Annotated in this window: 19 protein-coding genes; 5 read left to right on the forward strand and 14 right to left on the reverse strand. The window is 69.7% G+C overall.

Annotation, left to right across the window (positions count from 1 at the left end):
* Nucleotides 1-159: 159 nt before the first annotated feature.
* Both sucD and sucC read right to left on the reverse strand, forming a co-directional pair.
* The gene (gene sucD, locus ACX28W_RS01255) at nt 160-1,059 is read right to left on the reverse strand and encodes a succinate--CoA ligase subunit alpha (RefSeq protein WP_458996867.1); all 900 of its coding nucleotides are present in this window, start codon (nt 1,057-1,059) and stop codon (nt 160-162) included.
* An 11-nt stretch (nt 1,060-1,070) separates the two neighbouring features.
* On the reverse strand, nt 1,071-2,204 hold the full coding sequence (gene sucC, locus ACX28W_RS01260) for an ADP-forming succinate--CoA ligase subunit beta (RefSeq protein ID WP_458996868.1): 1,134 nt from the start codon (nt 2,202-2,204) through the stop codon (nt 1,071-1,073).
* A 144-nt stretch (nt 2,205-2,348) separates the two neighbouring features.
* Here sucC and ACX28W_RS01265 point away from each other — a divergent pair, with 144 nt between their 5' ends.
* The 5 genes from ACX28W_RS01265 (at nt 2,349) to ACX28W_RS01285 (ending at nt 10,476) form a co-directional block, all read left to right on the forward strand.
* Nucleotides 2,349-4,049 (forward strand): thiamine pyrophosphate-binding protein, encoded by a 1,701-nt coding sequence (locus tag ACX28W_RS01265; RefSeq protein ID WP_458996869.1) that lies wholly within the window; start codon nt 2,349-2,351, stop codon nt 4,047-4,049.
* Nucleotides 4,050-4,059: 10 nt separating this feature from the next.
* On the forward strand, nt 4,060-5,319 hold the full coding sequence (gene frc, locus ACX28W_RS01270; RefSeq protein WP_458996870.1) for a formyl-CoA transferase: 1,260 nt from the start codon (nt 4,060-4,062) through the stop codon (nt 5,317-5,319).
* A gap of 3 nt (nt 5,320-5,322) precedes the next feature.
* Nucleotides 5,323-7,524, forward strand: a complete 2,202-nt coding sequence (locus ACX28W_RS01275; protein WP_458996871.1) for an acetate--CoA ligase family protein — start codon at nt 5,323-5,325, stop codon at nt 7,522-7,524.
* 119 nt (nt 7,525-7,643) lie between these two features.
* Nucleotides 7,644-9,032, forward strand: coding sequence for an OFA family MFS transporter (locus ACX28W_RS01280; RefSeq protein ID WP_458996872.1), 1,389 nt, complete (start codon nt 7,644-7,646; stop codon nt 9,030-9,032).
* A 1-nt stretch (nt 9,033) separates the two neighbouring features.
* Nucleotides 9,034-10,476: an OFA family MFS transporter gene (locus ACX28W_RS01285; RefSeq protein WP_458996873.1), complete on the forward strand. Its 1,443-nt coding sequence runs from the start codon at nt 9,034-9,036 to the stop codon at nt 10,474-10,476.
* Between the two features lie 99 nt (nt 10,477-10,575).
* Here ACX28W_RS01285 and ACX28W_RS01290 read toward each other — a convergent pair whose 3' ends face one another.
* The 12 genes from ACX28W_RS01290 to ACX28W_RS01345 all read right to left on the reverse strand — a co-directional run bounded on the left by ACX28W_RS01290 (nt 10,576) and on the right by ACX28W_RS01345 (nt 25,911).
* Entirely contained in the window at nt 10,576-11,736 is a 1,161-nt protein-coding gene (locus ACX28W_RS01290; protein WP_458996874.1) for a sugar phosphate isomerase/epimerase family protein, read from the reverse strand.
* 180 nt (nt 11,737-11,916) lie between these two features.
* On the reverse strand, nt 11,917-13,317 hold the full coding sequence (locus ACX28W_RS01295) for an alkaline phosphatase family protein (protein ID WP_458996875.1): 1,401 nt from the start codon (nt 13,315-13,317) through the stop codon (nt 11,917-11,919).
* Complete coding sequence (gene eboE / locus ACX28W_RS01300; RefSeq protein WP_458996876.1) at nt 13,314-14,483, reverse strand: metabolite traffic protein EboE; 1,170 nt, start codon at nt 14,481-14,483, stop codon at nt 13,314-13,316. Before eboE ends, ACX28W_RS01295 begins: the two co-directional genes overlap by 4 nt.
* 3 nt (nt 14,484-14,486) lie before the next feature.
* Entirely contained in the window at nt 14,487-15,350 is an 864-nt protein-coding gene (locus tag ACX28W_RS01305) for a TatD family hydrolase (RefSeq protein WP_458996877.1), read from the reverse strand.
* Nucleotides 15,350-16,072 carry an EboA domain-containing protein gene (locus ACX28W_RS01310; RefSeq protein ID WP_458996878.1) on the reverse strand — a complete coding sequence of 241 codons (723 nt, stop codon included), beginning with the start codon at nt 16,070-16,072 and terminating at the stop codon, nt 15,350-15,352. The genes ACX28W_RS01305 and ACX28W_RS01310 overlap by 1 nt, the downstream gene beginning before the upstream one ends.
* Nucleotides 16,069-16,992: a sugar phosphate isomerase/epimerase family protein gene (locus tag ACX28W_RS01315; RefSeq protein ID WP_458996879.1), complete on the reverse strand. Its 924-nt coding sequence runs from the start codon at nt 16,990-16,992 to the stop codon at nt 16,069-16,071. The genes ACX28W_RS01310 and ACX28W_RS01315 overlap by 4 nt, the downstream gene beginning before the upstream one ends.
* Nucleotides 16,989-17,861 carry an SCO3242 family prenyltransferase gene (locus ACX28W_RS01320; protein ID WP_458996880.1) on the reverse strand — a complete coding sequence of 291 codons (873 nt, stop codon included), beginning with the start codon at nt 17,859-17,861 and terminating at the stop codon, nt 16,989-16,991. Before ACX28W_RS01320 ends, ACX28W_RS01315 begins: the two co-directional genes overlap by 4 nt.
* Nucleotides 17,862-18,247: 386 nt before the next feature.
* A complete protein-coding gene (locus ACX28W_RS01325; RefSeq protein ID WP_458996881.1) occupies nt 18,248-19,381 on the reverse strand; it encodes an inositol-3-phosphate synthase in 1,134 nt (377 codons plus the stop codon).
* Nucleotides 19,382-19,560: 179 nt separating this feature from the next.
* Nucleotides 19,561-22,056: a PQQ-dependent sugar dehydrogenase gene (locus ACX28W_RS01330; protein WP_458996987.1), complete on the reverse strand. Its 2,496-nt coding sequence runs from the start codon at nt 22,054-22,056 to the stop codon at nt 19,561-19,563.
* Nucleotides 22,057-22,557: 501 nt separating this feature from the next.
* Nucleotides 22,558-23,562: a sugar phosphate isomerase/epimerase family protein gene (locus ACX28W_RS01335; protein WP_362071118.1), complete on the reverse strand. Its 1,005-nt coding sequence runs from the start codon at nt 23,560-23,562 to the stop codon at nt 22,558-22,560.
* 1 nt (nt 23,563) lies between these two features.
* Nucleotides 23,564-24,817 (reverse strand): Gfo/Idh/MocA family protein, encoded by a 1,254-nt coding sequence (locus ACX28W_RS01340; protein WP_458996882.1) that lies wholly within the window; start codon nt 24,815-24,817, stop codon nt 23,564-23,566.
* Nucleotides 24,818-24,870: 53 nt separating this feature from the next.
* Nucleotides 24,871-25,911 carry a substrate-binding domain-containing protein gene (locus ACX28W_RS01345; RefSeq protein ID WP_458996883.1) on the reverse strand — a complete coding sequence of 347 codons (1,041 nt, stop codon included), beginning with the start codon at nt 25,909-25,911 and terminating at the stop codon, nt 24,871-24,873.
* Between the last annotated feature and the right edge of the window lie 9 nt (nt 25,912-25,920).

Genomic DNA, 25,920 nt, shown 5'->3' on the forward strand with positions numbered 1-25,920 from the left:
CTCCTGGCGAGCTGCATGGTGCACGACGCATGGTGCATCGCCCGCACGAGCAGTGGTCGCGTTCGTACGGAGGACGACGTCGCGTCCCCAGGGGAGAAGGTAGTGAGGTGGCTGTGCAGGTGTCAGTCACCTCACGTCAACTATGAGTGACGTCCTGTCTCACCCACGGCTGATCTCATGCTCCCCTTCCAGCCGGGCCAGCACCAACCGAGCCGTCTCCGTCGGTGTGCCGCCCACCCGCACCCCGGCCGCCTCCAGGGCCTCCTTCTTCGCCTGCGCGGTGCCCGACGAGCCGGAGACGATCGCGCCCGCGTGCCCCATCGTCTTGCCCTCGGGCGCCGTGAACCCGGCGATGTACCCGACGACGGGCTTGGTGACGTGCTCACGGATGTACGCGGCCGCCCGTTCCTCCGCGTCCCCGCCGATCTCCCCGATGAGGACGATGAGCTCGGTGTCGGGGTCGTCCTGGAAGGCGGCCAGGCAGTCGATGTGCGTGGTGCCGACGACGGGGTCGCCGCCGATTCCCACACACGTCGAGAAGCCGATGTCGCGGAGTTCGTACATGAGCTGGTAGGTCAGCGTGCCCGACTTGGACACCAGGCCGATGCGTCCTGGTTTGGTGATGTCGGCGGGGATGATGCCCGCGTTCGACTGGCCCGGGGTGATCAGGCCGGGGCAGTTGGGGCCGATGATGCGGGTGCCCTGGGTGGCGGCGTACGCGTGGAAGGCGATGGAGTCGTGAACGGGGATGCCCTCGGTGATCACCACGGCGAGGCCGATTCCCGCGTCGGCGGCCTCGATCACGGCGGCCTTGGCGAACGCGGGCGGCACGAAGACGACGGACACGTCGGCGCCGGTCGCCTCCATCCCCGCGCGCACCGAGCCGAAGACGGGTACGGCCCGGTCGTCGAAGTCGACGGTCTGCCCCGCCTTGCGCGGGTTGACCCCGCCGACGACGTCCGTGCCGGCCGCGAGCATCCGCCGCGTGTGCTTCATACCCTCGGCACCGGTCATGCCCTGGACGAGGATCTTGCTCTCCTTGCTGAGAAAGATGGCCATGTCCCGCTCCTTCAGCCGACGTTGGCGAGTTCGGCGGCGCGGCGCGCGGCGCCGTCCATGGTGGTGGCCTGCTGGACCAGGGGGTGCGCGCGGCCGTCGAGGATGGCGCGTCCGCGGACGGCGTTGTTGCCGTCGAGGCGGACCACGAGCGGCTTGGTCACCTGGACGGTGTCCAGGGCTTGCACGATGCCGTCGGCGACCGCGTCGCAGGCCGTGATGCCGCCGAAGACGTTCACGAAGACCGATTTCACGGCCGGGTCGGAGAGGATCACCGACAGCCCGTCGGCCATGATCCGGGCGGAGGCTCCACCGCCGATGTCGAGGAAGTTGGCGGGGCGGGCGCCGCAGCCGGCGACCACGTCGAGCGTCGACATGACCAGGCCCGCGCCGTTGCCGATGATGCCGACCTCTCCGTCCAGTTTGACGTAGTTGAGGCCCTTCGCGGCGGCCGCCGCCTCCAGCGGGTGGTCGTCGTGCGGGGAGTCCTGTTCGCCCCATCGGGCCTGCCTGAAGCGGGCGTTGTCGTCGAGGGTGACTTTGCCGTCGAGGGCGAGAATCTGCCCCCGGCCGGTGCGCACGAGTGGGTTCACCTCGACGAGCACCGCGTCCTCGCGGGTCAGCACCTCCCAGAGGCGTACCAGGACGTCGACGGTCTGCGGGGGCAGTCCGGCGGCCTCGGCGATCTTCGTCGCCTTGGCCGAGGTGACGCCCTCGGCGGGGTCTATGGGGATGCGCGCCACGGCTTCCGGCCTGGTCGCGGCCACCTCCTCGATCTCCATGCCCCCTTCGGCGGATGCGATCGCGAGGAAGCGGCCCGCAGCACGGTCGAGGACGTAACCGACGTAGAACTCGCTTTCGATGTCGACCGGTTGGGCCAGCATCACCTTGCGGACCGTGTGGCCCTTGATGTCCATGCCGAGGATCTGGCGTGCCGTGAGTTCGGTGGCGGCGGGGTCGGCGGCGAGCTTCACACCGCCTGCCTTGCCGCGCCCACCGGTCTTCACCTGTGCCTTGACGACGACGCGGCCGCCGAGCCTGCGGGCGATGTCGCGCGCCTCCTTGGGCGAGTCCGTGACCTCTGCCCTCGGCACCAAGATGCCGTATTCCTCGAAGAGTTCCCTTGCCTGGTGCTCGTACAGGTCCATCACTGGCTCCTGACTGAAAGTGCCGCACGCCCCCTGGACACCACCCACCGGATGCGGGATAACAAGCTTCATACAGTATTCGTCGACTGTATGCAATGTACCGCGAGAGCGTTCCAAACCCCTACGAAGGGACAGGACTTCGCCATGCCCGACGACAACAGCCAGGACTTCATCTCCGGTGGGCATCTGGTCGCCAAGGCACTCAAAGCGGAAGGTGTGGAGGTCATCTACACCTTGTGCGGCGGCCACATCATCGATATCTACGACGGCTGCGTCGACGAAGGCATAGAGGTCGTCGACGTCCGTCACGAGCAGGTCGCCGCCCACGCCGCCGACGGCTACGCACGCATCACCGGCAAACCCGGCTGCGCCGTCGTGACGGCGGGTCCCGGTACGACCGACGCCGTGACCGGCGTCGCGAACGCCTTCCGCGCCGAGTCCCCGATGCTGCTCATCGGCGGCCAAGGAGCACACACCCAGCACAAGATGGGGTCCCTCCAGGACCTCCCGCACGTCGACATGATGACGCCGATCACCAAGTTCGCGGCGACCGTGCCGGACACGGCGCGCGCCGCCGACATGGTGTCCATGGCCTTCCGGGAGTGCTACCACGGCGCGCCCGGCCCCTCCTTCCTGGAGATCCCGCGCGATGTCCTGGACGCCAAGGTCCCGGTCGACAAGGCCCGGATCCCGGCCGCCGGCCAGTACCGGGCCTCGACCCGCTCGGCCGGTGACCCCGAGGCGATCGAGAAGCTCGCGGACCTTCTCGTGCATGCCGAGAAGCCCGCGATCCTGCTGGGCAGCCAGGTCTGGACGACCCGGGGCACCGAGTCCGCGATCGATCTCGTACGCACCCTCAACATCCCCGCCTACATGAACGGCGCGGGGCGCGGCACACTGCCGCCCGGGGACCCGCACCACTTCCAGCTCTCCCGCCGGTACGCCTTCTCCCACGCCGACGTCATCGTCATCGTCGGTACGCCCTTCGACTTCCGCATGGGCTACGGCAAGCGGCTCTCGCCGGACGCGACCGTCGTGCAGATCGACCTCGACTACCGGACCGTCGGCAAGAACCGGGACATCGACCTGGGAATCGTCGGCGACGCCGGACTGATCCTCAAGTCGGTGACCGAGGCGGCCTCCGGGCACGCTTTTAATGGATACAGCAATGGAGGCGCGTCGAAGCGCAAGGAGTGGCTCGACGAGCTGCGGGCCGCCGAGCAGACCGCCCTCGAGAAGCGGCTGCCCAGCCTGAAGTCGGACGCCTCGCCGATCCACCCGTACCGCCTGGTGAGCGAGATCAACGACTTCCTCACCGAGGACTCCATCTACATCGGCGACGGCGGCGACATCGTCACCTTCTCCGGGCAGGTCGTGCAGCCCAAGTCACCCGGGCACTGGATGGACCCGGGCCCGCTCGGCACGCTCGGCGTCGGCGTCCCCTTCGTCCTCGCCGCCAAGCAGGCGCGGCCCGACAAGGAGGTCGTCGCCCTCTTCGGAGACGGCGCCTTCTCCCTCACCGGCTGGGACTTCGAGACCCTCGTCCGCTACAACCTCCCCTTCGTCGGCATCGTCGGCAACAACTCCTCCATGAACCAGATCCGTTACGGCCAGGCCCAGAAGTACGGCCTGGAGCGCGAGCGGGTCGGCAACACCCTCGGCGACGTCCACTACGACAAGTTCGCGCAGATGCTGGGCGGTTACGGCGAGGAGGTCCGCGACCCCGCCGACATCGGTCCTGCCCTGCAACGCGCCCGTGAGTCGGGCAAGCCGTCGCTGATCAACGTCTGGGTCGACCCGGACGCGTACGCCCCCGGAACCATGAACCAGACGATGTACAAGTGAGGTGACCCCGATGACAGCGACGACAGCGACGACAGGAACGTCGACCAAGGCTCTCGAAGGCATCCGCGTCCTCGACATGACGCACGTCCAGTCCGGCCCTTCGGCCACCCAACTGCTCGCCTGGCTCGGCGCGGACGTCGTCAAGCTGGAGGCGCCGACCGGTGACATCACGCGGGGGCAGCTGCGCGACCTCCCGGACGTCGACTCCCTCTACTTCACGATGCTCAACTGCAACAAGCGGAGCATCACCCTCAACACGAAGACCGAGCGCGGCAAGGAGATCCTCACCGAGCTGATCCGGCGCTCGGACGTCATGGTCGAGAACTTCGGACCGGGCGCGGTCGACCGCATGGGGTTCACCTGGGACCGCATCCAGGAGATCAATCCACGAATCGTCTATGCCTCCATCAAGGGGTTCGGGGACGGCCCGTACACCAACTTCAAGGCGTACGAGGTCGTCGCTCAGGCCATGGGCGGGTCGATGTCGACCACCGGCTTCGAGGACGGGCCGCCGCTCGCGACGGGCGCGCAGATCGGCGACTCGGGCACGGGCATTCACGCGGTGGCGGCGATCCTCGCCGCCCTGTTCCAGCGGGAGAACACGGGGCGCGGACAGCGCGTGAACGTGGCGATGCAGCACGCGGTGCTGAATCTGTGCCGGGTGAAGCTTCGGGACCAGCAGCGCCTGGAGCATGGGCCGCTGGCTGAATATCCCAACGACGACTTCGGCGACGAAGTTCCCCGCTCCGGCAACGCTTCCGGCGGCGGCCAGCCGGGCTGGGCGGTCAAGTGCGCGCCGGGCGGCCCCAACGACTACGTGTACGTCATCGTGCAGCCCGTCGGCTGGAAGCCGCTCACCGAGCTCATCGGTCGGCCGGAACTCGCGGACGACCCCGACTGGGCCACCCCCGCGGCACGGCTGCCCCAGCTCACCAAGATGTTCCAGCTCATCGAGGAGTGGTCGGCCACCCTCCCCAAGTGGAAGGTGCTGGAGAAGCTCAACGCCCACAACATCCCGTGCGGCCCGATCCTGTCCACCAGGGAGATCATCGAGGACGAGTCGCTGGTCGCCAACGAGATGGTCGTGAAGGTGCCGCACCCCGAACGCGGCGAGTTCGTGACGGTCGGCAGTCCGCTGAAGCTGTCCGACTCCCCCGTGGACGTGACCAGTTCACCGCTGCTCGGCGAGCACAACGAAGAGGTCTACATCGGCGAGCTCGGCCTCGGCGACGAGGAGCTGCGCCTGCTCAAGTCGAACGGAGTGATCTGATTGATGGCCGAAGACCGGGTGCTGAGGGTGCGCACGCTCCTCGACGCCGTGCGGGCCGAGGGACGGACCGCGCTCACCGCGCCCGAGGGCAAGGTGCTCGCCGACGCGTACGCGATAGCCGTCCCCGGCGAGGAGTTGGCGACCGACGTCGACGAGGCGGTGGCGTACGCGGCGCGCTTCGGCGGACCCGTCGTGATGAAGATCGTCTCCCCGGACATCCTGCACAAGACCGACGCCGGCGGCGTGATCGTCGGCGTGGAGGGCGCCTCGGACGTACGGGCCGCTTTCCACAAGATCATCGAGAACGCTCGGGCCTACAACCCGCAGGCCCGCGTCGAGGGCGTTCAGGTACAGGAGCTGCTCCCTCAGGGACAGGAAGTCATCGTCGGCGCGGTGACCGACCCGACCTTCGGGAAGGTCGTCGCCTTCGGGCTCGGCGGCGTGCTGGTCGAGGTCCTCAAGGACGTCACCTTCCGGCTCGCTCCCGTGGACGCCGACGAGGCGCTGTCGATGCTGGACTCGATCCGCGCGGCGGAGATCCTGCGCGGGGTGCGCGGCGCGCGGCCCGTGGACCGGTGGGCGATCGCCGAGCAGATCCGCCGGGTCTCCGAACTCGTCGCGGACTTCCCGGAGATCGCCGAGGTGGACCTCAACCCGGTGATCGCCACTCCGGAGGGCGCGGTCGCGGCGGACATCCGCGTGATCCTCGCCGACAAGGTCGCGAAGCCCCGTCGTACGTACACGCGCGAGGAGATCCTCACCTCCATGCGCCGGCTGATGCAGCCCTCCTCCGTGGCCGTCATCGGCGCCTCCAACGAGCAGGGCAAGATCGGCAATTCGGTGATGCGCAACCTCATCGACGGCGGCTTCTCCGGAGAGATCCATCCGGTGAACCCCAAGGCCGATGACATTCTGGGCCGCAAGGCGTACAAGAGTGTCACCGACGTTCCCGGTGAGGTGGATGTGGCGGTCTTCGCGATTCCCGCCAAGTTCGTGGCCTCGGCCCTGGAGGAGGTGGGACGCAAGGGGATCCCCAACGCCGTACTGATCCCCTCCGGGTTCGCGGAGACCGGCGAACACGAACTCCAGGAGGAGATCGTGGCCATCGCCGAGCGGCACGGCGTGCGGCTCCTGGGCCCGAACATCTACGGGTACTACTCGACGTGGCACGACCTGTGCGCCACGTTCTGCACGCCGTACGACGTGAAGGGCGGCGTCGCGCTCACCTCGCAGTCCGGTGGCATAGGGATGGCCATCCTGGGTTTCGCGCGCACGACGAAGACCGGTGTCTCCGCGATCGTCGGTCTCGGCAACAAGTCGGACCTGGACGAGGACGACCTGCTCACCTGGTTCGGCGAGGACCCACACACCGAGTGCATCGCGATGCACCTGGAGGACCTGAAGGACGGCCGCGCCTTCGTCGCGGCGGCCCGGGCGACGGTCCCGAAGAAACCGGTCGTGGTCCTGAAGGCGGGCCGTACGGCCGCCGGGGCGAAGGCCGCCGGTTCGCACACCGGGGCGCTCGCGGGCGACGACGCCGTGTACGACGACATCCTGAGGCAGGCCGGCGTCATCAGGGCCCCGGGACTGAACGAAATGCTGGAGTACGCGCGCGCGTTGCCGGTGCTTCCCACCCCCAAGGGGGACAACGTCGTCATCATCACGGGCGCGGGCGGCAGCGGCGTGCTGCTGTCCGACGCGGTGACGGACAACGGCCTGTCCCTGATGGAGATCCCGCCGGACCTGGACGCGTCCTTCAGGAAGTTCATTCCGCCCTTCGGGGCCGCCGGCAACCCGGTGGACATCACGGGTGGCGAGCCGCCGTCGACGTACGAGGCGACGATCCGGCTGGGCCTGGAGGACCCCCGCATCCACGCGCTCGTCCTCGGCTACTGGCACACCATCGTGACCCCTCCCATGGTCTTCGCCGAGCTCACCGCGCGCGTGGTGGCCGAATTCCGCGAGCGCGGGATCGAGAAGCCCGTGGTGGCCTCACTCGCGGGCGACGTCGAGGTCGAGGAGGCCTGCCAGTACCTCTACGAGCGTGGGGTCGTGGCATACCCGTACACGACGGAGAAGCCGGTGGCCGTACTAGGCGCGAAGTACCGCTGGGCGCGGGCGGCAGAAAGGCTGGGGGCCGAAGGCCCCTCCGGTAGGGCGGTGGCGGGAGACGGGCGGGATGTTGGGGGGCGGTTCATGAGGTGAGGGAGGGCGGGGGTGGCCGACGGTGCGCGTCGGCCACCCCCAGGACCCGTGCGCACACGAAAGGCATTTGGACAGGGGGCGCTGGCCAGATCTTTCGACGCAAGGGGTGCTGAAGCGACATGACAACCACCGACCTCACGACGTCCGTCCCTTACAGGGAGGTGACGGATCACAATGGCCGCCTGTACCGCATCGGTGAAACCGATCGGAACATCATGGGGCGACCACGCTGGACCATGGTGCTCTTCCCCTGGATGGGGATGCTGGGCATCAGTTCCTCGGAGTACGCATTCACATCCGCCGAGGACACCCTGCACGACGCCCACCTCTGGAACAGTGGGCACATCTTCTGGCTGATGGGCGTCTGGGTGTTCTTCCAGGCCGCCGTCGCCTTCCCCGCCGGACAGCTGCGCGAGAGCGGCAGGCTGCCCGCGCGGTACGCCATGTTCCTCGGCGCGTTCGGCACGATCCTCGGCTATCTGTCGCTCGCGTTCGCGCCGCACGTGATAGTCGCGTACATAGGTTTCGGCATGTTCAGCGGCATCGGAGCCGGCCTCGTCTACGCGACCTGCGTGAACATGGTCGGCAAGTGGTATCCGGAGCGCAAGGGCGGCAAGACCGGGATGGTCAACGGCGGCTTCGCCTACGGATCGGTGCCCTTCGTCTTCCTGTTCACCTCGTACATGGACCTGAGCAACTACAAGGGCGTCCTGGTGATGGTCGGCGTGATCTGCTGCTCCGTCGTCGCGTTCGCCGGCTGGTTCTTCAAGGACCCGCCCAAGGGCTGGTGGCCGGCGCACGTGGACCCGCTCAAGGTGTCCGACGACCCGAAGATCCGGCGGGCCCTGGAGAAGAACCCGCCGGCGGTGAAGCAGTACACCCCGAGGGAGGCCGCCCGTACACCCGTCCTGTGGATGATGTGGTTCTGTCTGCTGTGCACCGCCGGGATCAACATCTTCGGTATCGCCTTCCAGGTGCCGTTCGGCAAGGACATGGGGTTCGCGGGCGGGATCGTGGCCACGGCGATGTCCCTCAAGGCCATCGTCAATGGCACGGGACGCGGTGTCATCGGCTGGATCTCCGACAAGTTCGGGCGCCGCAACACACTGATCATCGTGTGTCTGGTGCTGGGCTCCGCCCAGTTCGGCGTGCTGGTGTCCGGCCAGATGGGCAGCATGCCCTTCTTCCTGTTCTGCTCCATGGTCTCCGGATTCGGCGGCGGCGCGATCTTCCCGCTGTTCGCGGCCATGACGGCGGACTACTTCGGCGAGAACAACAACGCCTCCAACTACGGGATGGTCTACAGCTCGAAGCTGATCTCGGGCCTCGTGGGCTCGGGTATGGGCGCGGTGGTCGTCGGCGCGTGGGACTACGAAGGCGCCTTCGTGATCGCGGGCTCCATCGGCCTGGCCTCCGCGGTGCTCGCGTTGTTCCTGAAGGCGCCCGACCGGCCCAAGACCCGGAGCGTCCTCCCCAACCCACAACCGCTCGGTGAGGAGATGGCGTGAAATGACGGCGGACCCCATCGCCACCCGAGGCGCATCGGCCGACACCGGCGCCTCGAACCGCTCGCACCCCTCAAGTCGCTCGAACCGCTCGTACCGCGAAGTCACCGACGCCCGGGGCCGTGTCTACCGGATCGGCGAGACGGACCGGGACATTCTGGGCCACTCACGCAAGTTCATGGTGTATCTGCCGTGGATCGCCATGATGGCCATCAGCGTCTTCGAGTACGCGTACGGCTCTGCCGAGGACACCCTGTCCCACGCGCACGGCTGGACGCAGAGCAACACCTTCTGGATCCTGAGCGTCTGGGTCTTCTTCCAGGCCGGCGTGGCCTTCCCGGCGGGCCGGCTGCGGGAGAAGGGCATACTCACCGCCCGCAAGGCCATGTACGTCGGCGCCGTCATGTGTGTGCTCGGCTTCCTCGCCCTCTCACACCTGAGCAATGTCCTGCTGGCCATCCTGGGCTTCGGCGTCGTCGGTGGCATCGGCTCGGGCCTGGTGTACGCCACCTGCATCAACATGGTCGGCAAGTGGTTCCCCGAGCGCCGCGGCGCCCGGACGGGGTTCGTCAACGGTGGATTCGCGTACGGCTCCCTGCCGTTCATCTTCATCTTCAACTACGCGTTCGACACCGGTAACTATCACCGCGTTCTGGACCTCATCGGCTGCTACGTGATGATCGTGGTCCTGTCCACCGCGTTCTTCTTCAAGGACCCGCCGAAGAACTGGTGGCCGGCGGACATCGATCCGCCGACGTACGACAGCGACGGCAGCGACGGCAAGACCGCCGCCGGCCTCGCCAGGAACCCTCCCGCGGTGAAGCAGTACACCCCGAAGGAGGCCGTCAGGACGGGCATGCTCCCCTTGATGTGGATCACCCTCGTCATGACCGCGGGCGTGTCGATCTTCGGGATCTCCTTCCAGGTCGACTTCGCCAAGGAGGTGGGCTTCGGGCCTCTGGTGGCCGCGTCGTCGATGGGCATCATGGCCGTCATCAACGGCATCGGCCGGGCGGTCGTGGGCTGGCTGTCCGACACCTGGGGCCGCAAGCTGACCCTGGTGTTCGTCATCGTCGTGCTGGGGCTGGCGCAGTTCGGCGTGATCTGGGCCGGTGACATCAAGAGCGAGTGGCTGTTCCTGTTCTTCGCCTTCCTCTCCGGGTTCGGCGGTGGTGCCTTCTATCCGATGTTCGCGGCCCTGACGCCGGACTACTTCGGCGAGAACTACAACGCCACCAACTACGGCCTGGTGTACAGCGGCAAGCTGGTCAGCGGGCTGTTCGGCGGTGGTCTCGGCTCGATGGTGGTGGCTGCCTGGGGCTACAACGGCGCATACGCGCTGGCGGGCGCCGTCTCGATGGTGGCGGCGGCCATCGCGTTGATGCTGAAGCAGCCGGGGCACGGCGGCACGGCGGGCCGGACTCCCCAGCCACAGCCCGCCGGCTGACGGATTCGCTCCGGATTCACCGGAAACATCGATCAGGCGGCCCTCCCCACGACGTGCCATGTGGGGAGGGCCGCCTGATCCTCTGTGGTACTGGTGTAGCTAGCTGCGCTTCTTGCGCAGGGCCGCCAGGTTGTCGTAACCGATCTTCGCGTGCTTGAGGGACTGCCCGAGGTCGGTGGAGCTCGGGGCGTTGTCCTGCTCGACCATCGGGTTGTGGTAGTTCCGGTCGCCGACGCGCGAGAAGAACGTGGTGTAGTCGATGACGCCGGTGCCGAACGGCACCATGTCGTAGCCCATGCCGTTCGTGGTGTTGACGGTGCCGTCCTTGGCGTGGAACAGCGGGTAGCGCTTGTTGTTGCGGACGACGAGCCCGGCGGGGTCGAAGACCTTCTCCTGTGCCGAGCCGTCGTGGGCCGTGTACGTGTGGAACTTGTACTGGGCCACGTGCGCCCAGAAGATGTCCATCTCCAGCCAGACGGACTTCGGGTCGGTGACCTTCAGGAAGTACTCCAGCTTGCGGATGCCGGAGCTGCGGGTCGGGCGGCCCTGGGCGTCCAGCGGGCCCCCGTCGAGCAGGAAGGCGTAGGCCGCGTCGTGGTTGTGGGTGTACAGCTTGACGCCCTCGCGGCGGGCGATCTCACCGAGGGCGTTCCACTTGTCGGCCGCCACGTCCCAGTCGGCGCGGTAGGCACTGCCGGTTGGGTCGCCGCCGGTGCCCATGTGGGCCAGTCCGAGGATGTTGGCGATCTCCAGGTGCCGCTTGAAGGTGTCCAGGTCGGCGGTCGTGAAGGGCCAGGAGGGCGGTATGAAGCCGTGGTTGCCCTGCGCCCGCAGCCCGTACTCGTCTAGCCAGCAGCGCAGCAGCTTGGCGCCCTGCACGGACTCCAGGCTCGCGCCGCCCGGGGCGTTGGCGTGCTGGCCGTACCCGGCGAACTCCACCTGCCGGTAGCCGAAGCGTGAGAGCTGCTTGAAGACCTCACGGAAGCCGGAGGGCAGATCGGTGGTGAGCGGGTCGCGGCCCACGGCGTCGCGGACGGTGTAGAGGATGATGCCGCGCTTGCTCGCGGGGACGAGGACGTCGCCGCCGTGGTCGTGGCCTCTTCCCCCGCTCTGGGCCAGGGCTGGGGACGCGCCCAGGACGGGCGCGGCGATCGCCGCGGTCGCCGCGGCGGTGCAGGAGCTCAGGAAGCGGCGGCGGTTGACGCCGAGAGTGCGGCGCAGGGCGTCGCCGGTTGCGGATTCGTCGTTGAACGCGGTCACTGTCTCTCGCTTTCGGGTCGGTGTTCAGCTGTGGCGGGTGCCGGACGGTCTGCTGCTCGGACGCAGGTCAGAGGCGTGCGCGAGACACGGACGAGGCGGTGCGGGACACGTGCAAGACGCGTGCGGGACGCGTTGTCAGTGGCGCGTGCTTCACTTTCCGTAGTCGCTCGTCCGGTCTCGTCATCCGAGACCGGCCAGGTCGAGCAGCAGGGATTTCACTTCGGTGGCCGCGACGCGGCCTGTGACGGTGCGGGGGGTGGAGCAGATGATGAGCGGACCTTCGTCGTCGCTCAGGGGAAGGCGGCCGTGGCTGCCTCGAATAGGTGAGGGGTCCAGGGGCACGACCGCCATGCGGTAGCGCAGGCCGAGCTTCTTGCGGGCCAGAGCCGTGGCCGCCTTCACCTTGACGTAGGGGTCGAGCGGATCCATGAAGAGTTCGACCGGGTCGTAGCCGGGTTTGCGGTGGATCTCGACGAGCTGCGCGAAGTCGGGCGCGCAGTCGTCGTCGAGCCAGTAGTAGTACGTGAACCAGGCGTCCGGCTCCGCGACGGCGACGAGTTCGCCGGAGCGCGGATGGTCGAGGTGGTGGGTCTTCTTGCCCTCGTCGTCGAGGAGTTGCTCGATGCCGGGCAGGTCGGCGAGTGCCGCTTTCGTGACCTCCAGGTCCTCGGGGCGTCGCACGTAGACATGGGCGATCTGGTGGTCGGCGACCGCGAAGGCGCGTGAGGCCATCGGGTCGAGGTACTCCATGCCGTTCTGTGTGTGCACTTCGAGGAGTCCGGCGCGGCGCAGGGCGCGGTTGATGTCGACGGGACGGTCGGCGCGGGTGATGCCGTACTCGGAGAGCGCGACGACGGTGCGGCCTTCCGCCTTCGCGTCGTCGAGGAGGGGAGCCATGGCCGCGTCGAGGTCCGCGGCCGCCTGGTGGGAGCGCGGGTCGTCGGGGCCGAAGCGCTGCAAGTCGTAGTCGAGGTGCGGGAGGTAGCAGAGGGTCAGGTCGGGTCGGCGGGTGCGGTTGATGTGGCGGGTCGCGTCGATGATCCAGCGGCTGGAGACGAGGTCGGCACCCGGACCCCAGAAGTGGAAAAGGGGGAACGTGCCGAATTGTTCGGTGAGTTCGTCGTGCAGGGCCGGGGGCCGGGTGTAGCAGTCGGGTTCCTTGCGGCCGTCGGCGTAGTAGACGGGACGGGGAGTGACGGTGATGTCGGTGTCGGCGCCCATGGCGTACCACCAGCAGATATTGGCGACCGTGTAGCCGGGGTGCGCGCGCCGGGCGGCGTCCCACAGCTTGTCTCCGGACACCAGGCCGTTGTGCTGCCGCCACAGGAGTACGTCGCCGAGCTCGCGGAAGTACCAGCCGTTGCCGACGATGCCGTGCTCGGCGGGGTGGGTTCCGGTGAGGAAGGTGGACTGGGCGGCGCAGGTGACGGCGGGCAGGACGGTGCCGAGCGGGGCGCGGGAGCCGGACTGGCCGAGGGCCTTGAGGTGGGGCATGTGGTCGAGGAGACGGGGGGTGAGGCCGACGACGTCCAGGACGAGGAGAGGGGTGGGCCCGGGGTGCTCGTGCGGCGGCTGGGTCACGGCAGCTCCTTGAGACCGAGGTCCGTCAACAGGTCGCGGGCAAGGGTGAGTTCGGCGGCGATGCCGTCAGCGAGCTGGGCGCGGGCGCGGGGGCGCAGCTCGGGCGGGAGGGCCTGCCAGGTGTAGGTCTCGACCTCCAGGTGGTGGGTGAGCGGATGCGGGCCGCCGACGAGGCGGGTCAGCGCGGCCCTCAGAACGGGAAGTGTGGAGGTGAGGGGTGCGGCGGGGGTCGCGTGCAGCGGGACGTGGAAGTGGGCGCGCCACGGGGAGGCGTCGGGCAGGGCGTCACCCGCGAGGGCCTCGGCGAGGTCGTCGGTACCGCGCAGGCCGGCGGCGGTGCGGGTGCGGGTCTGGTGCAGGAAGCGGGGCTCGTCGAAGGCGGCGAGGGCCGCGCGGACTTCGGGGAGATGGGGGTGTTCGGCGTGCAGGGCGGCTGACAGTTGGGACTTGACGACGGGGACGTGGGCTTCGGTGAGCGCGTCCAGGGCGGTGTGCGGGTCTTCGAAGGAGGTGGCGAGGTGGCAGGTGTCGACGCAGATGCCGATGCGGTCGTGGCCGATCGCGGTGAGCGGGGCGATGGCGTCGCGCGTGGTCTCGACCGTGCAGCCCGGTTCCGGTTCGATGCCGATACGGAGAGAGCGGCCGGTGAGTTCGTGGAGGGCGTCGAGGCGTTCGGCGAGCCTGGTCAGCGCGGTGTGGGCGGTTGTCGCCCGCTCGTCGTCGTACGCGGTGCGCCAGGCGAGGGGCAGCGTGGAGATGCTGCCTTCGGTGACGTCGTCGGGGAGAAGCTGGGCAAGGACACGGGCCAGGTCGGTGGTGTGGGCGAGCCGCTCCGGGTCGGCCCAGTCCGGCTGGTAGACGCGGTACTTGACCTCTTCGGCGCCGAAGCCTTCGTACGGGAAGCCGTTGAGGGTGACTACTTCGAGGCCGCGGCGATCAAGTTCGGTGCGCAGGCCGCGCAGCGCGGTCGGGTCGGTGACCAGGGCATGGGCGGCGTCCCTGGCCAGCCACAGACCGATGCCGAGGCGGTCGCGGCCGAGACGCCGGCGGACCGGTTCGCAGTGGTCGCGGAGCTGGGCGAGGACACCGTCGAGGGTCTCGGCCGGGTGGACATTGGTGCAGTAGGCGAGGTGCACGGTGGAGCCGTCGGGGTGGCGGAAACGCATCGCTCACTCCCCGCCGCGCAGGATGGAGTTTCCTTCGTGGGTCGCGGCGTTGCCGGTCACATCGTTGCCGGTCACATCGAGAGACAGGCGTCCGCTGATTCCGTAGAAGGCAACGGGATTGCGCCACAGCACCCGGTCGACCTCGTCCTCGGTGAACCCGGCCTCGAGCAGCGCGTCGCCGACTCCGCGGGTCTTGAGGGGATCGCTTCTGCCCCAGTCCGCGGCCGAGTTGACGAGCATCTTCTCCGGCCCGTACGTACGCAGGATCGCGACCATCCGCGCCTCGTCCATCTTGGTGTCGGGATAGACGGAGAAGCCCAGCCAGCAGCCGCTGTCCTTGGCCTCCTTGACGGTGGTCTCGTTGAGGTGGTCGACCAGGACCCGGTCCGGGGGCAGCGCCGACTCCCGGACCACCGAGAGAGTGCGGCGCAGCCCGGTCTGCTTGTCGCGGTGCGGGGTGTGGACAAGCGCCGGGAGCTCATGGTCGGCGGCGAGTTCCAGTTGGGCGGCGAGGGCGGTGTCCTCGGCGGGAGTCATCGAGTCGTAGCCGATCTCGCCCACGGCCACGACCTGGTCCTTGACGAGATACCGGGGCAGTTCGTCGAGGACGGGGACGCAGCGGGGGTCGTTCGCCTCCTTGGGGTTGAGGGCGAGCGCGCAGTGGTGGGCGATGCCGTACTGGGCGGCGCGGAAGGGTTCCCAGCCGAGGAGCGAGTCGAAGTAGTCGAAGAAGGAGGCGGGTGAGGTGCGGGGCTGGCCGAGCCAGAAGGAGGGCTCGACGACGGCGCGGACGCCCGCGGCGCGCATGGCCTCGTAGTCGTCGGTGGTCCGTGACGTCATATGGATGTGGGGGTCGAAAATGCGCATCAGGACTCCTTGCCGGAGGTGCCGTACCTGCCGGCGGGGGTGGCGGCGGGCTCGGCTGCGGGCTCGGTCAGGGCCAGGACGCGCTGGAGGTCCTCGGGCACGGGACGGCCCGCTGCGGTGCGCTCCTGCGCGTAGTCGGCGAGCATCCTGGCGAGTTCGGCGTCCGCGTGGGCGCGCTGCGCCAGGTCGGCCACGGCGTCGACGGGTACGCCGGTGAACAGGCACTTGAGGACGGCGTGCCGCCAGGTGTGGTCGTCCAGGTGCCGGGCGGCGTAGGGGCCGAGGGCGGCGGCGACCAGGCGGGTGTCGTTGGCGCGCAGGGCGTCCTCGACGAGGGGCAGGGCGTCGGGGCCGGGCACGAGGTGGGGCAGGGCGTGCAGAACGGCTCGGCGTTCGGCGGCGGTGCCCTGCCGGTAGACGCGGGCGAGTGCGTCCGTGTCGGCGTGGGCTGCGTGCAGGAGGAGGACACGTGCGGCGTCGGCGTACTCGGGCCCGCAGCGGCGGCCGGCCTCGGCGATCCGCAACTCCCAGGCGGAGATGGGCCCGTGGGTGCCGGGGTGGGCGGCGGCTTCCTCGAGGGCCTGGTCGAGCCAGGCGCGGGCTGCCGCGTCGAGGGAGGTGTTCAAGCGGGCGTGCAGGGCGGCGAGGGCGGGGTGGGCAGTGGGGCTCGTGGCGGTGGGGCTCGTGGCGGTGGCGTGGGGTGCGTGTGGGTGGTGGTTCACGGGGTGCTCCCTTCGGCGCCGTCAGGGATCGCCCGGGCCGCGCGGCGGAGGAACGGGAGGGACTGCTCGGCGAAGTGGGGGCCCGCGTGGGAGTGGCGGGGCAGTTCGACGACGGTCAGTGCCTGGTAGCCGGTGGCGGCCAGGGCTTCGAGTACGGGCGGGAAGTCGATCTCCCCGTCCCCGAACGGGAGGTGTTCGTGGATGCCGCGGCGCATGTCCTCGATCTGGACGTGTCGCAGCCAGGGGGCGGCGGCGCGTACGCAGTCGGCGGGCGGCAGGGGCTCCAGGCACTGGCAGTGGCCGATGTCGAGGGTGAGCCCGAGCGCGGGCGGGTCGCCGAGGCTGTGACGGAGGTGGTGGAAGTCGGCGAGGGTGGCGAGCAGGTGGCCGGGTTCGGGTTCGACGGCGAGGGGGATGCCGGCGTCGGTGGCCGCGTCCAGCACGGGGGTGAGTGCCTCGGCGAGGCGCTTCCAGGCGGTGTCCTCGTCCGTTCCGGCCGGGGGTACACCGCTGAAGCAGTGCACGGCGTGGGCGCCGAGTTCGGCGGCGGCCTGTATGGCACGGATCAGCAGGTCGACGCGGCGCGCCCGGTCGGCCGGGTCCGGGTCGAGGAGCGACGGGCCGTGCTTGCGGCGCGGGTCGAGGACATAGCGGGCGCCGGTCTCCACGGTGACGCCGAGGCCGAGGGCGTCCAGCCTGCGGGCCACCCTGCGGGTGTGGGCGGCGAAATCCGGGGCCAGCGGGTCGAGGTGCATGTGGTCGAGGGTCAGGCCGACGCCGTCGTAGCCGAGGTCCGCGAGGAGGGCGAGGGCGTCGTCCAGGCGGAGGTCGGCGAGGCCGTTCGTGCCATAGCCGAAGCGGAGGGGGTGGGGTTGGGGTTGGAGGCTCGTCTGCGCGGTCGGGCGGGGTGTCGGGGTCATGTGACGCTCACCTTCCGAGCGAACCTGCGGGCCGCCGGGGCGAGTGCGGCTGTGAGGAGGGCGGTGGTGAAGGCACCGGAGCGCGCTGCGAGGGCGGCCTGAAGAGGGATCATGGCGCGGATTCCGCCGCCCACGGCTCGCTGGGTGAGCTGGGGTGAGGGGTTGAGGGTGGCGTGGAGGAGGGGGCGGGCGGAGGTGGCGGCGTAGAGGGTGGCGTAGAGGGTGGTGAGGGCCCCGCGCCGGGCGTCTGCGGTGGGGTTCCGCGAGGAGGCGGAGACGGAGGAGACCGCGGAGGAGGCGGGCGCTGGGCCTTTCGTCAGTCCCCAGGTCAGTGAGGCTGTCGTGGCGAGTGCGGCCAGCGGTGCGAGCGGCGATCCGCCCTGGGTCTCGCCGCGGGACACCGTGGTCACCGCGAGGGTGTGGGTGGCCAGGGTCAGCGCGGAGGGCAGGGCGGGGCGGATGCTGCCGCCGGTGGCCGCCGCGCCGAGGAGCAGGTCCAGGCCTCGGGCGGTGGCCATCGCCGCCGGTCCTGCGGGAGTTCGTTTGAGCGTGAGGTCGTAGGCCCACACCGTGGCGGCGAGGGGTGCCGCGACCGCGAGAGCCGGACGTCCGGCGCGGGCTGCCAGAGCCAGGCCCGCCGCCGTCAGGGCACCCGCCGCCGCGAGTGCCGCGGCCGGTCGTACGCGCCCGGACGGCAGCGGGCGGTGCGGGCGTTCCACCGCGTCCTCGGCCTGGTCGGCCCAGTCGTTGAGGGCCATGCCCGCCTCGTACAGACAGAGGGAGGAACCGATGGCCAGCAGGGTGCGCGGCGTCGGGCGTGCACCGACGGCGGCGGCTCCCGCGAGCGCGTCCCCGGGGACGGTGAACATGGCAGGCAGGCGCAACAGTTCGGCCCAGGCATTGGCGGCCTTGGGGCGCGGGATCGGGAGCGGGGTGGAAAGCGGTTTGGGGCTGGGACTCGGGGTCGGACTCGGGCTCCCGCTCGGACTCGGGCTCCCGCTCCCGCTCGGACTCGGGAGCGGTTTGGGGCTCGGACTCAAGGTCGGGCTCGGACTTGGACTCCCGCTCGGACTCGGACTCGCGCTCGGACTCGGGCCGGTCAATCGCTCCAACCGGATCAATCCGCCCAACCGACCTGCCAAGCCCAGCCAAGCCAACCAACCCGACCGATCCGACCGGGCCGACCCGCCCGACCCGCCCTCCCGGCCCGACCGAGCCGACGTGACCTCCCCCGCCGGCTGGTCGGCCTGCGCCCTCATCGTGGGTTCCCAGGGCGTACGCGCAGTTGCTGCGCGAATCCTGTCAGGGCCGCGTACTGCTCGCCCAGCGCCGAGGGGCCGTCACCCACCGGGTCCTTGAAGTAGAAGCCGAGTTCGCCCAGCGGGCCCGAGAGGCCCTTCTCGTGTGCGCGGGCGACGAGGCGCGCGAGGTCGAGAACCAGCGGTGCCGCCAGTGCGGAGTCGCAGCCCTGCCATATGGTCTGGAGGATCATCCGGGTGCCGAGGAAGCCGTCGAAGGCGATGTGGTCCCAAGCGGTCTTCCAGTCGCCGAGGGCCGGGACGTCGTCGATGTGGACCTCGCCTTCAGGCGCGGCGCCCAGGGTGTCCGCGAGCACCCGCTCCTTGCCGGCGTTCTTGGCCGCGGCGGCGCCCGGGTCGGCGAGGGACGCGCCGTCCCCGCCGCCCAGGAGGTTGGTGCCCGACCAGGCACGGACCGCCAGCGCCCGCTGGGCGAACATCGGCCCGAGTACCGACCGCAGCAGGGTCTGGCCTGTTTTGCCGTCCCGCCCGGCGTACGGCAGGCCACTGGACGCCGCCGCAGAAGACAGCGCCGGGTGGTGCAGACCCGTCGACGGGGTGAAGTTCACGTACGGGCAGCCGGCCTGCACAGCGGCCGCCGCGTACAAGGAGCTCGGGGGAAGTTCGGTGCCGGTGGGCGTGGGCTCGGTGGAGGCCACGTTCACCACGATCGCCCGGGCCAGCCCCCGTCGCCGTACGAAATCCCGTAGATCCGCCGCGAAGCCGTCCACGAGTTGGGCCGCGGTCCGTGTGTCGCCGGGGGCGGGGCCGCCCGGGCGGATCTCCTGGTCGGTGGCGGTGAGTTCGGCCGCCACCGCCGAAGGAAGGCCGTGCGGGAGGACTCCCTCGGCGGCCAGGGCCTCCGCGCGCTTGGGCAGCGGGCAGTCCACGGTGTCGTGGCCGCCGAAGACGAGGGAGGACAACGCGGGCAGGCCACACCCGGCGAAGGGGGCGGTCTCGGTGACCATGCCGGTCGGAGGGTGCAGGCCGGCGGTGACGGCCGCGCAGCCGGCTATCACGGTGGTGGCGACGGAGCCGCGCGCTCCTATCAGCCACACGCCCACCCGGGGTTCGGAAAGGGACGCGGACATGGGCAGCCTCCTTGTCGTACGTCGTCGTACGTCAGCCACACGGATGAGAAACGGAAGAGAAGAGGAGTACGGAAGAGAAGAGGAGTGAGGATGAGACGGCGGGCGGGAGTACGGCGTCTCCCGCCCGCCGCCGCTCAGTTGCCCTTCAGGGGCGGTTTCTTGATCCGGGCGTTACGGAGTCAGCCCGTTGTGAAGGTGAAGTCGTCCACCTCGTAGAGCGCGCCGGTTCCGCTTCCCTTGAAGACGAGGTAGAGCTCGGTGGTGCCGCTCGGCACTCGCGAGAGGTTGGCGCTGACGTCCTGGAAGGTGTCCCAGCCGCCGGTCACCGGCACGGTCGCGGTGCCCAGCACCCGGCCGGTCGGGGAGCCCGCGCGGACTTGGAGGGTGCCCCCCGCGCCGGCGGAGGCGACGCGTGCCGTGATCTTCGCGGCGTTGCCCAGGGCGTACGGCGCGAAGGAGATCCAGTCGCCGTTGCCGATGTCGCCCACGGTCTTTCCGCCGTGCGCGGTTGCCTGCGACGTGACGGTGATCCCGGAGGCGTCGTCGTAGTGCTCGGCCTGGCGGTGCTTGGGCTGGAGGACGCTCTGGTCGTGGGTGGTCAGCGGGGCCTGGCCGCCGCCTCCGCCGTCGGTGTACTCGGCGTCGAGGACCCCGAAGATGTTGGCGTCGTCGTCGTGGCCACCGTCGGCGCTGGTCTGGAGGGTGCCGGTGCAGCCGGTCGCCGAGGTGAGCGGGTGGCCGTGACTGTCATGGCCGAGGATGAAGTTGACCGTCACCTTGGTGCAGTCGATCGCGCGGCCGTCCTCCGGGTCGGTGACCTTCACCTTGAACGGCACGGCGTCACCGAAGCTGAACAGCTGGCCGTCGCGTGGCAGTTCGACCACCACCTTGGGTGCGGTGTTGCCGACCACGATCTGCACGCTGGCGCTGCCCGTACGACCCGAAGCGTCCTTGGCCGTCACCGTCGCCGTGTACGTCCCGTTCTTCTTGTACTTGTGCGCCGGGTTCGCCGACGTGGACGTGCCTCCGTCGCCGAAGTCCCAGCTGTAGGTGAGGGCGTCACCGTCGGCGTCGGTCGAACCGGCGGAGGAGAAGCGCACCAAGAGCGATGCTTGTCCCGAGGTGCGGTCGGCGGCGGCCTGTGCGACGGGCGAGTGTCCGTCGGTGGCGTTCTCGATGCGGTAGAGACCCGAGTGTTCGTCGCCGCCGAACCATGCGGTGCCGTAGTCGAGGACATAGAGGGCGCCATCGGGCCCGAACGCCATGTCCATCACCTGCGTGCCCGTCCACGGGACGGAGTTGATGGACTGCACGGCGCCGTTTCCGTCCGACACGATCCGCTTGATCCAGCGGCGGCCGAACTCCCCGGCGAAGAAGTTCCCGTCGTACGCCTGCGGGAACTTCACCGGCGAGTCCAGCGAGGCGTCGTAGTGGTAGACCGGGCCGCCCATCGGGGACTCGGAGCCGTCACCGAGCTCCGGGACCGACGCGCCGTCGTACGGGATCCAGGCGGGCTGCGCCGGAGGCAGGTCGGTGAGGCCGGTGTTGTTGGGGGAGGTGTTCTTCGGCGCGGCGCAGTCGAAGGCAGCGCCGGAGGTCTTGGTGGCGAAGTCGTAGTCCACGTAGGCGTCGTTGTCGCCCGTGCAGTAAGGCCAGCCGAAGTTGCCGGGGCCTGTCACCCGCGCGAACTCGACCTGGCCGGCGGGGCCGCGAGCCGGGTCGGCCGCGCCCGCGTCAGGGCCGTAGTCACCCACGTAGAGGATGCCGGTCGCCTTGTCGACGCTGAAGCGGAACGGGTTGCGGAAGCCCATCGCGTAGATCTCGGGGCGCGTCTTGTCCGTGCCGGGTGCGAAGAGGTTGCCGTCGGGGATGGAGTACGAGCCGTCGGCGTTCACCTTGATGCGCAGGATCTTGCCGCGCAGGTCGTTGGTGTTGCCGGACGAACGCTGGGCGTCGAAGACCGGGTTGCGGTCGGCGCGCTCGTCGAGGGGCGAGAAGCCGTCCGACTGGAAGGGGTTGGAGTCGTCCCCGGTGGAGAGGTAGAGGTTCCCGGCCGCGTCGAAGTCGATGTCACCGCCGACGTGGCAGCAGATGCCGCGGGTCGCCTTGACGTCGAGGATCTGCTTCTCGCTGGCCGCGTCCAGCGTGCCGTCGGTCTTCAGGACGAACCGCGAGAGGCGGTTGACACCCTCGAAGGGGGCGAAATCGGCCGCGGTGCCGGTCTCCGGGGCGTCGCCCGCCGGGGTGTTCAGGGGCGGCGCGTAGTAGAGGTAGATGAAGCGGTTGTCGGTGAAGTCCGGGTCGACGCCTACGCCTTGCAGGCCTTCCTCGTCGTGCGAGTAGACGTCGAGCTTGCCCGCGATCCTGGTGTTGCCGGCCGCGTCGGTCAGGCGGAGCTCGCCGTCGCGGGAGGTGTGCAGGACCGAGCGGTCCGGGAGGACGGCGAGCGACATCGGCTCGCCGACCTCGGGCTCGCCCTTGGCGAGGGTGACCTGCTGGAAGTCCTCGGCCGCCGCCGCGGCTCCCGGGTCGGCGACGGCTGCGCCGGCCGCGGGTGCCGTGAGGGTGAGGGACGCGGCGGCGAGCAGGGCGCCGCTCAGCAGGGCGAGTGCCCCGCGGAGTCTCGGGCGCCTGGTGCGGCCCTTGGGTCGGCTGGGTCTGTCGGGGTTGCTGATACTTCCGTTCGGGTGCACGAAATGCCTCCATGAAGGGGCTGGTCGTACGGGCGGGTGCAATACGCCGGGGTGCGCCGTCACCCCGGAAGTCCGTGAACGTGCGGACTCGGCCTAGGGCCTGTCCGGCGGATCATGCCGCTGGTCGCGGGGTCTGGCACGCCATCTGCGGCGTTGTCGTCGGTTGCCGACTCCCCCAAGTTCTCGGCTTCGCTCGAACAGGGGGGACCCCCATCGCGTCGACGCCCTCCTCCGCCTTGCAGCTGCACGCACCAGACCCCGCTTGCCCGCGCTGATCAGTTGCCGTTGCCTGGAGCCGGCCTGATCCGCCGGCAGGCCCTAGGGGGCTTCTGATGGATCTCCGCGGCGTCGCGACGCCCGGCACGCCCTCTCGCCGCACCGGACAAAAGCCCTAGTAGCTCCGCTACGAGGGCTTCCGCCCGGCACGCCGAGAGCACGCACCGAACGCCGCTCCTTCTCCCACGGAGATCCATCAGAAGTCCCCTAGTCGTTGCCGCCGAACGCCGCGTCGAAGGATGCCGACGGCGGCTCGAAGTCGTATGCCTTGAGGCGGGTCAGGGCCTCGGGTGCGCCCTGGAGCCGGTCCATGCCGGCGTCCTCCCACTCGACCGAGATGGGGCCCGCGTAGTCGATGGAGCGCAGCATGCGGAAGACGTCCTCCCAGGGGACGTCACCGTGGCCCGCGGAGACGAAGTCCCAGCCGCGGCGCGGATCGCCCCAGGGCAGATGCGAGCCGAGGCGGCCGTTGCGGCCGTCGAGCCGCTTGCGGGCTTCTTTGCAGTCGACGTGGTAGATGCGGTCGCGGAAGTCGTAGAGGAAGCCGACCGGGTCGAGGTCCTGCCACACGAAGTGCGACGGGTCGAAGTTCAGACCGAAGGCAGGACGGTGGTCGACTGCCGCCAGTGCCTTGTGGGTTGTCCAGTAGTCGTACGCGATCTCGCTCGGGTGGACCTCGTGCGCGAACCGCACGCCCTGTGCGTCGAAGACGTCCAGGATCGGGTTCCAGCGCGTCGCGAAGTCCTCGTAGCCGCGCTCGATCATCGACTCGGGTGCGGGCGGGAACATCGCGACCAGGTGCCAGATCGCCGAGCCGGTGAAGCCGATGACGGTGTCGACGCCGAAGGCCGCCGCCGCGCGGGCGGTGTCGGCGATCTCGGCGGCCGCTCGCTGCCGTACGCCCTCGGGTTCGCCGTCGCCCCAGATGCGCGCGGGCAGGATGGCCTGGTGGCGCTCGTCGATGATGGCGTCGCACACGGCCTGGCCGACGAGATGGTTGGAGATCGCCCAGCACTTGAGGCCGTACTTGTCGAGGAGCGCGTGCCTGGAGTCGATGTACGCCGGGTCGGCGAGCGCCTTGTCGACCTCGAAGTGGTCGCCCCAGCAGGCGAGTTCGAGTCCGTCGTAGCCGAAGTCGCGGGCGAGCCGGCAGACCTCTTCGAGCGGCAGGTCGGCCCACTGGCCGGTGAAGAGTGTGAAGGTGCGCGGCATGCTAAAGGCCTCCTCGAAGCAGTGCGGGGGAGCTCGCTATGGGGGTGAGGACGGAGTTCTTCGCGGCGCTCTCCTCCACCGCCGCGAGCACGCGCTGCACCTGCAGCCCGTCGGCGAAGGACGGCTCGGGCCGCTGTCCCTCCGCGATCGCCCGCACCAGGTCACGGGCCTGGTGCACGAAGGTGTGCTCGTAGCCGAGCCCGTGGCCCGGCGGCCACCAGGCCTCCAGGTAGGGGTGGTCGGGCTCGGTGACCAGGATGCGGCGGAAGCCCGCGTGGGTGCCGGGCTCGGTGTGGTCGTGGTACTCGAGTTCGTTGAGGCGTTCCAGGTCGAAGGCCAACGAACCGCGCTCGCCGTTGAGTTCGATGCGCAGGGAGTTCTTGCGGCCGGTGGCGAACCGGGATGCCTCGAAGGAGGCGAGCGCGCCGGAGGCGAAGCGGCCGGTGAAGAGGGCGGCGTCGTCCACGGTGACCGTGCCGAGCCCTCCCGTCTGCGATACGGCGGACAGGCCGCTCGACGCGGCGCCGGGCAGCGGTCGTTCCCGTACGAACGTCTCGGTGAGCGCGGAGACGCCGACGACCGGTTCGCCGGCCAGATACTGCGCGAGGTCGACGATGTGGGCCCCCAGGTCGCCGAGCGCGCCGGACCCCGCATGCTCCTTGCGCAGCCGCCAGGTGAGGGGGAACTCCGGGTCCACCAGCCAGTCCTGGAGATAGGTCACCCGCACGTGCCGCAGCACGCCCAGGCGGCCTTCCGCGACCATGTTCCGGGCCAGCGATGTCGCGGGCAATCGACGGTAGTTGAAGCCGACCATGGACATCTGGCCGCGGTCGAAGGCGGCTTCGGCTGCCTCGGTCATCAGCTCCGCCTCCTCGACCGTGTTCGCGAGGGGCTTCTCGCACAGCACGTGCTTGCCCGCGGCCAGGGCGGCGACGGCGATCTCGGCGTGGCTGTCGCCAGGGGTGCAGATGTCGACGATGTCGACGTCGTCCCGGGCGATCAGCGCGCGCCAGTCGGTCTCGGCCGCCGCCCAGCCGTGCCGGTCGGCCATGGCGCGGACGGCCCCCGCGTCACGGCCGCAGACGGCCGCGAGGACCGGGCGACGCGGCAGGTCGAAGACGCGGCCCACGGTGCGCCAGCCCTGTGAGTGGGCGGCACCCATGAACGCGTAACCGACCATGCCCACGCCGAGCGGCTGCCTGTCCTCCTCGGTCCCGGCTGCCTCGGCTGCCCCGCCCTGGTGCGGCTGTCCCATACGGATGTCCTCCTCATCGTCCTGGCGCTGTGGGGGGTGTGAGCGCGGTGCATCTACTTGAAGCCGGTGGCCATGTACTGACTGACGTTGTCCTTGTCGACGACGGCCGAGTAGAGCGTGAGCGATGCCGGGATCTCGTACTCGGCGAGTCCGCTCACTCCCTTGCCCTGGCCGAGTGCGCGGGCGAGGTCGATCGCGGACGCGGCCATGGTCGGCGGGTAGAGCACGGTCGCCTTCAGGACGCTGTTGTCCGCCTCGATGGCCTGGAAGGCGGACAGCGCGCCGGCCCCGCCGACCATCAGGAAGTCGTCGCGCCCGGCCTGTTCAATGGCCCGCAGCGCGCCCACGCCCTGGTCGTCGTCGTGGTTCCACAGCGCGTCGAACTTCGACTGTGCCTGGAGGAGTTGGGCCATCTTCGCCTGCCCCGACTCGACGGTGAACTCGGCGGCCTGGCGGGCGACCTTCTTGATGTTCGGGTAGTTTTTCAGGGCCGCGTCGAATCCCTGTGTGCGCTGCTGGGTGAGCTCCAGGTTGTCGATCCCGGCGAGCTCGATGACCCGGGCGTTCTGCTTGTCCTTCAGCTTCTCGCCGATGTAGTGACCGGCGCTGAGGCCCATGCCGTAGTTGTCGCCACCGATCCAACAGCGGTACGCCTGCGGGGAGTTGAAGATCCGGTCGAGGTTGACGACCGGGATCCCGGCGCGCATCGCCTGGAGCCCGACCTGGGTGAGCGCCTTGCCGTCGGCGGGCAGCACGACCAGGACGTCGACCTTCTTGTTGATCAGTGTCTCGATCTGGCCGATCTGCGCGGCCGTGTCGTTGGAGCCCTCGGTGATCTCCAGTGTCACGTCCGAGTACTTCTTGGCTCGGCTCTTGGCGTTGTCGTTGATGGCGTTGAGCCAGCCGTGGTCGGCCTGCGGCCCCGCGAAGCCGATGGTGACCTGCTTGCCCGGCTTGTCGTCGGCGGCGGGCTGACTGTTGCCGGCCGGCTCGTCGTCCTTGGTGTCGTTGCTGGTGCAGCCGACGAGGAGGGCGCCGGCCGAGACGGCGGCGGTCCCGAAGAGCAGTCCTCTGCGGCTTGTGAGCTCTGGCATGGTGGTGGG

It is taken from the genome of Streptomyces sp. SD15 (genome assembly GCF_054462255.1).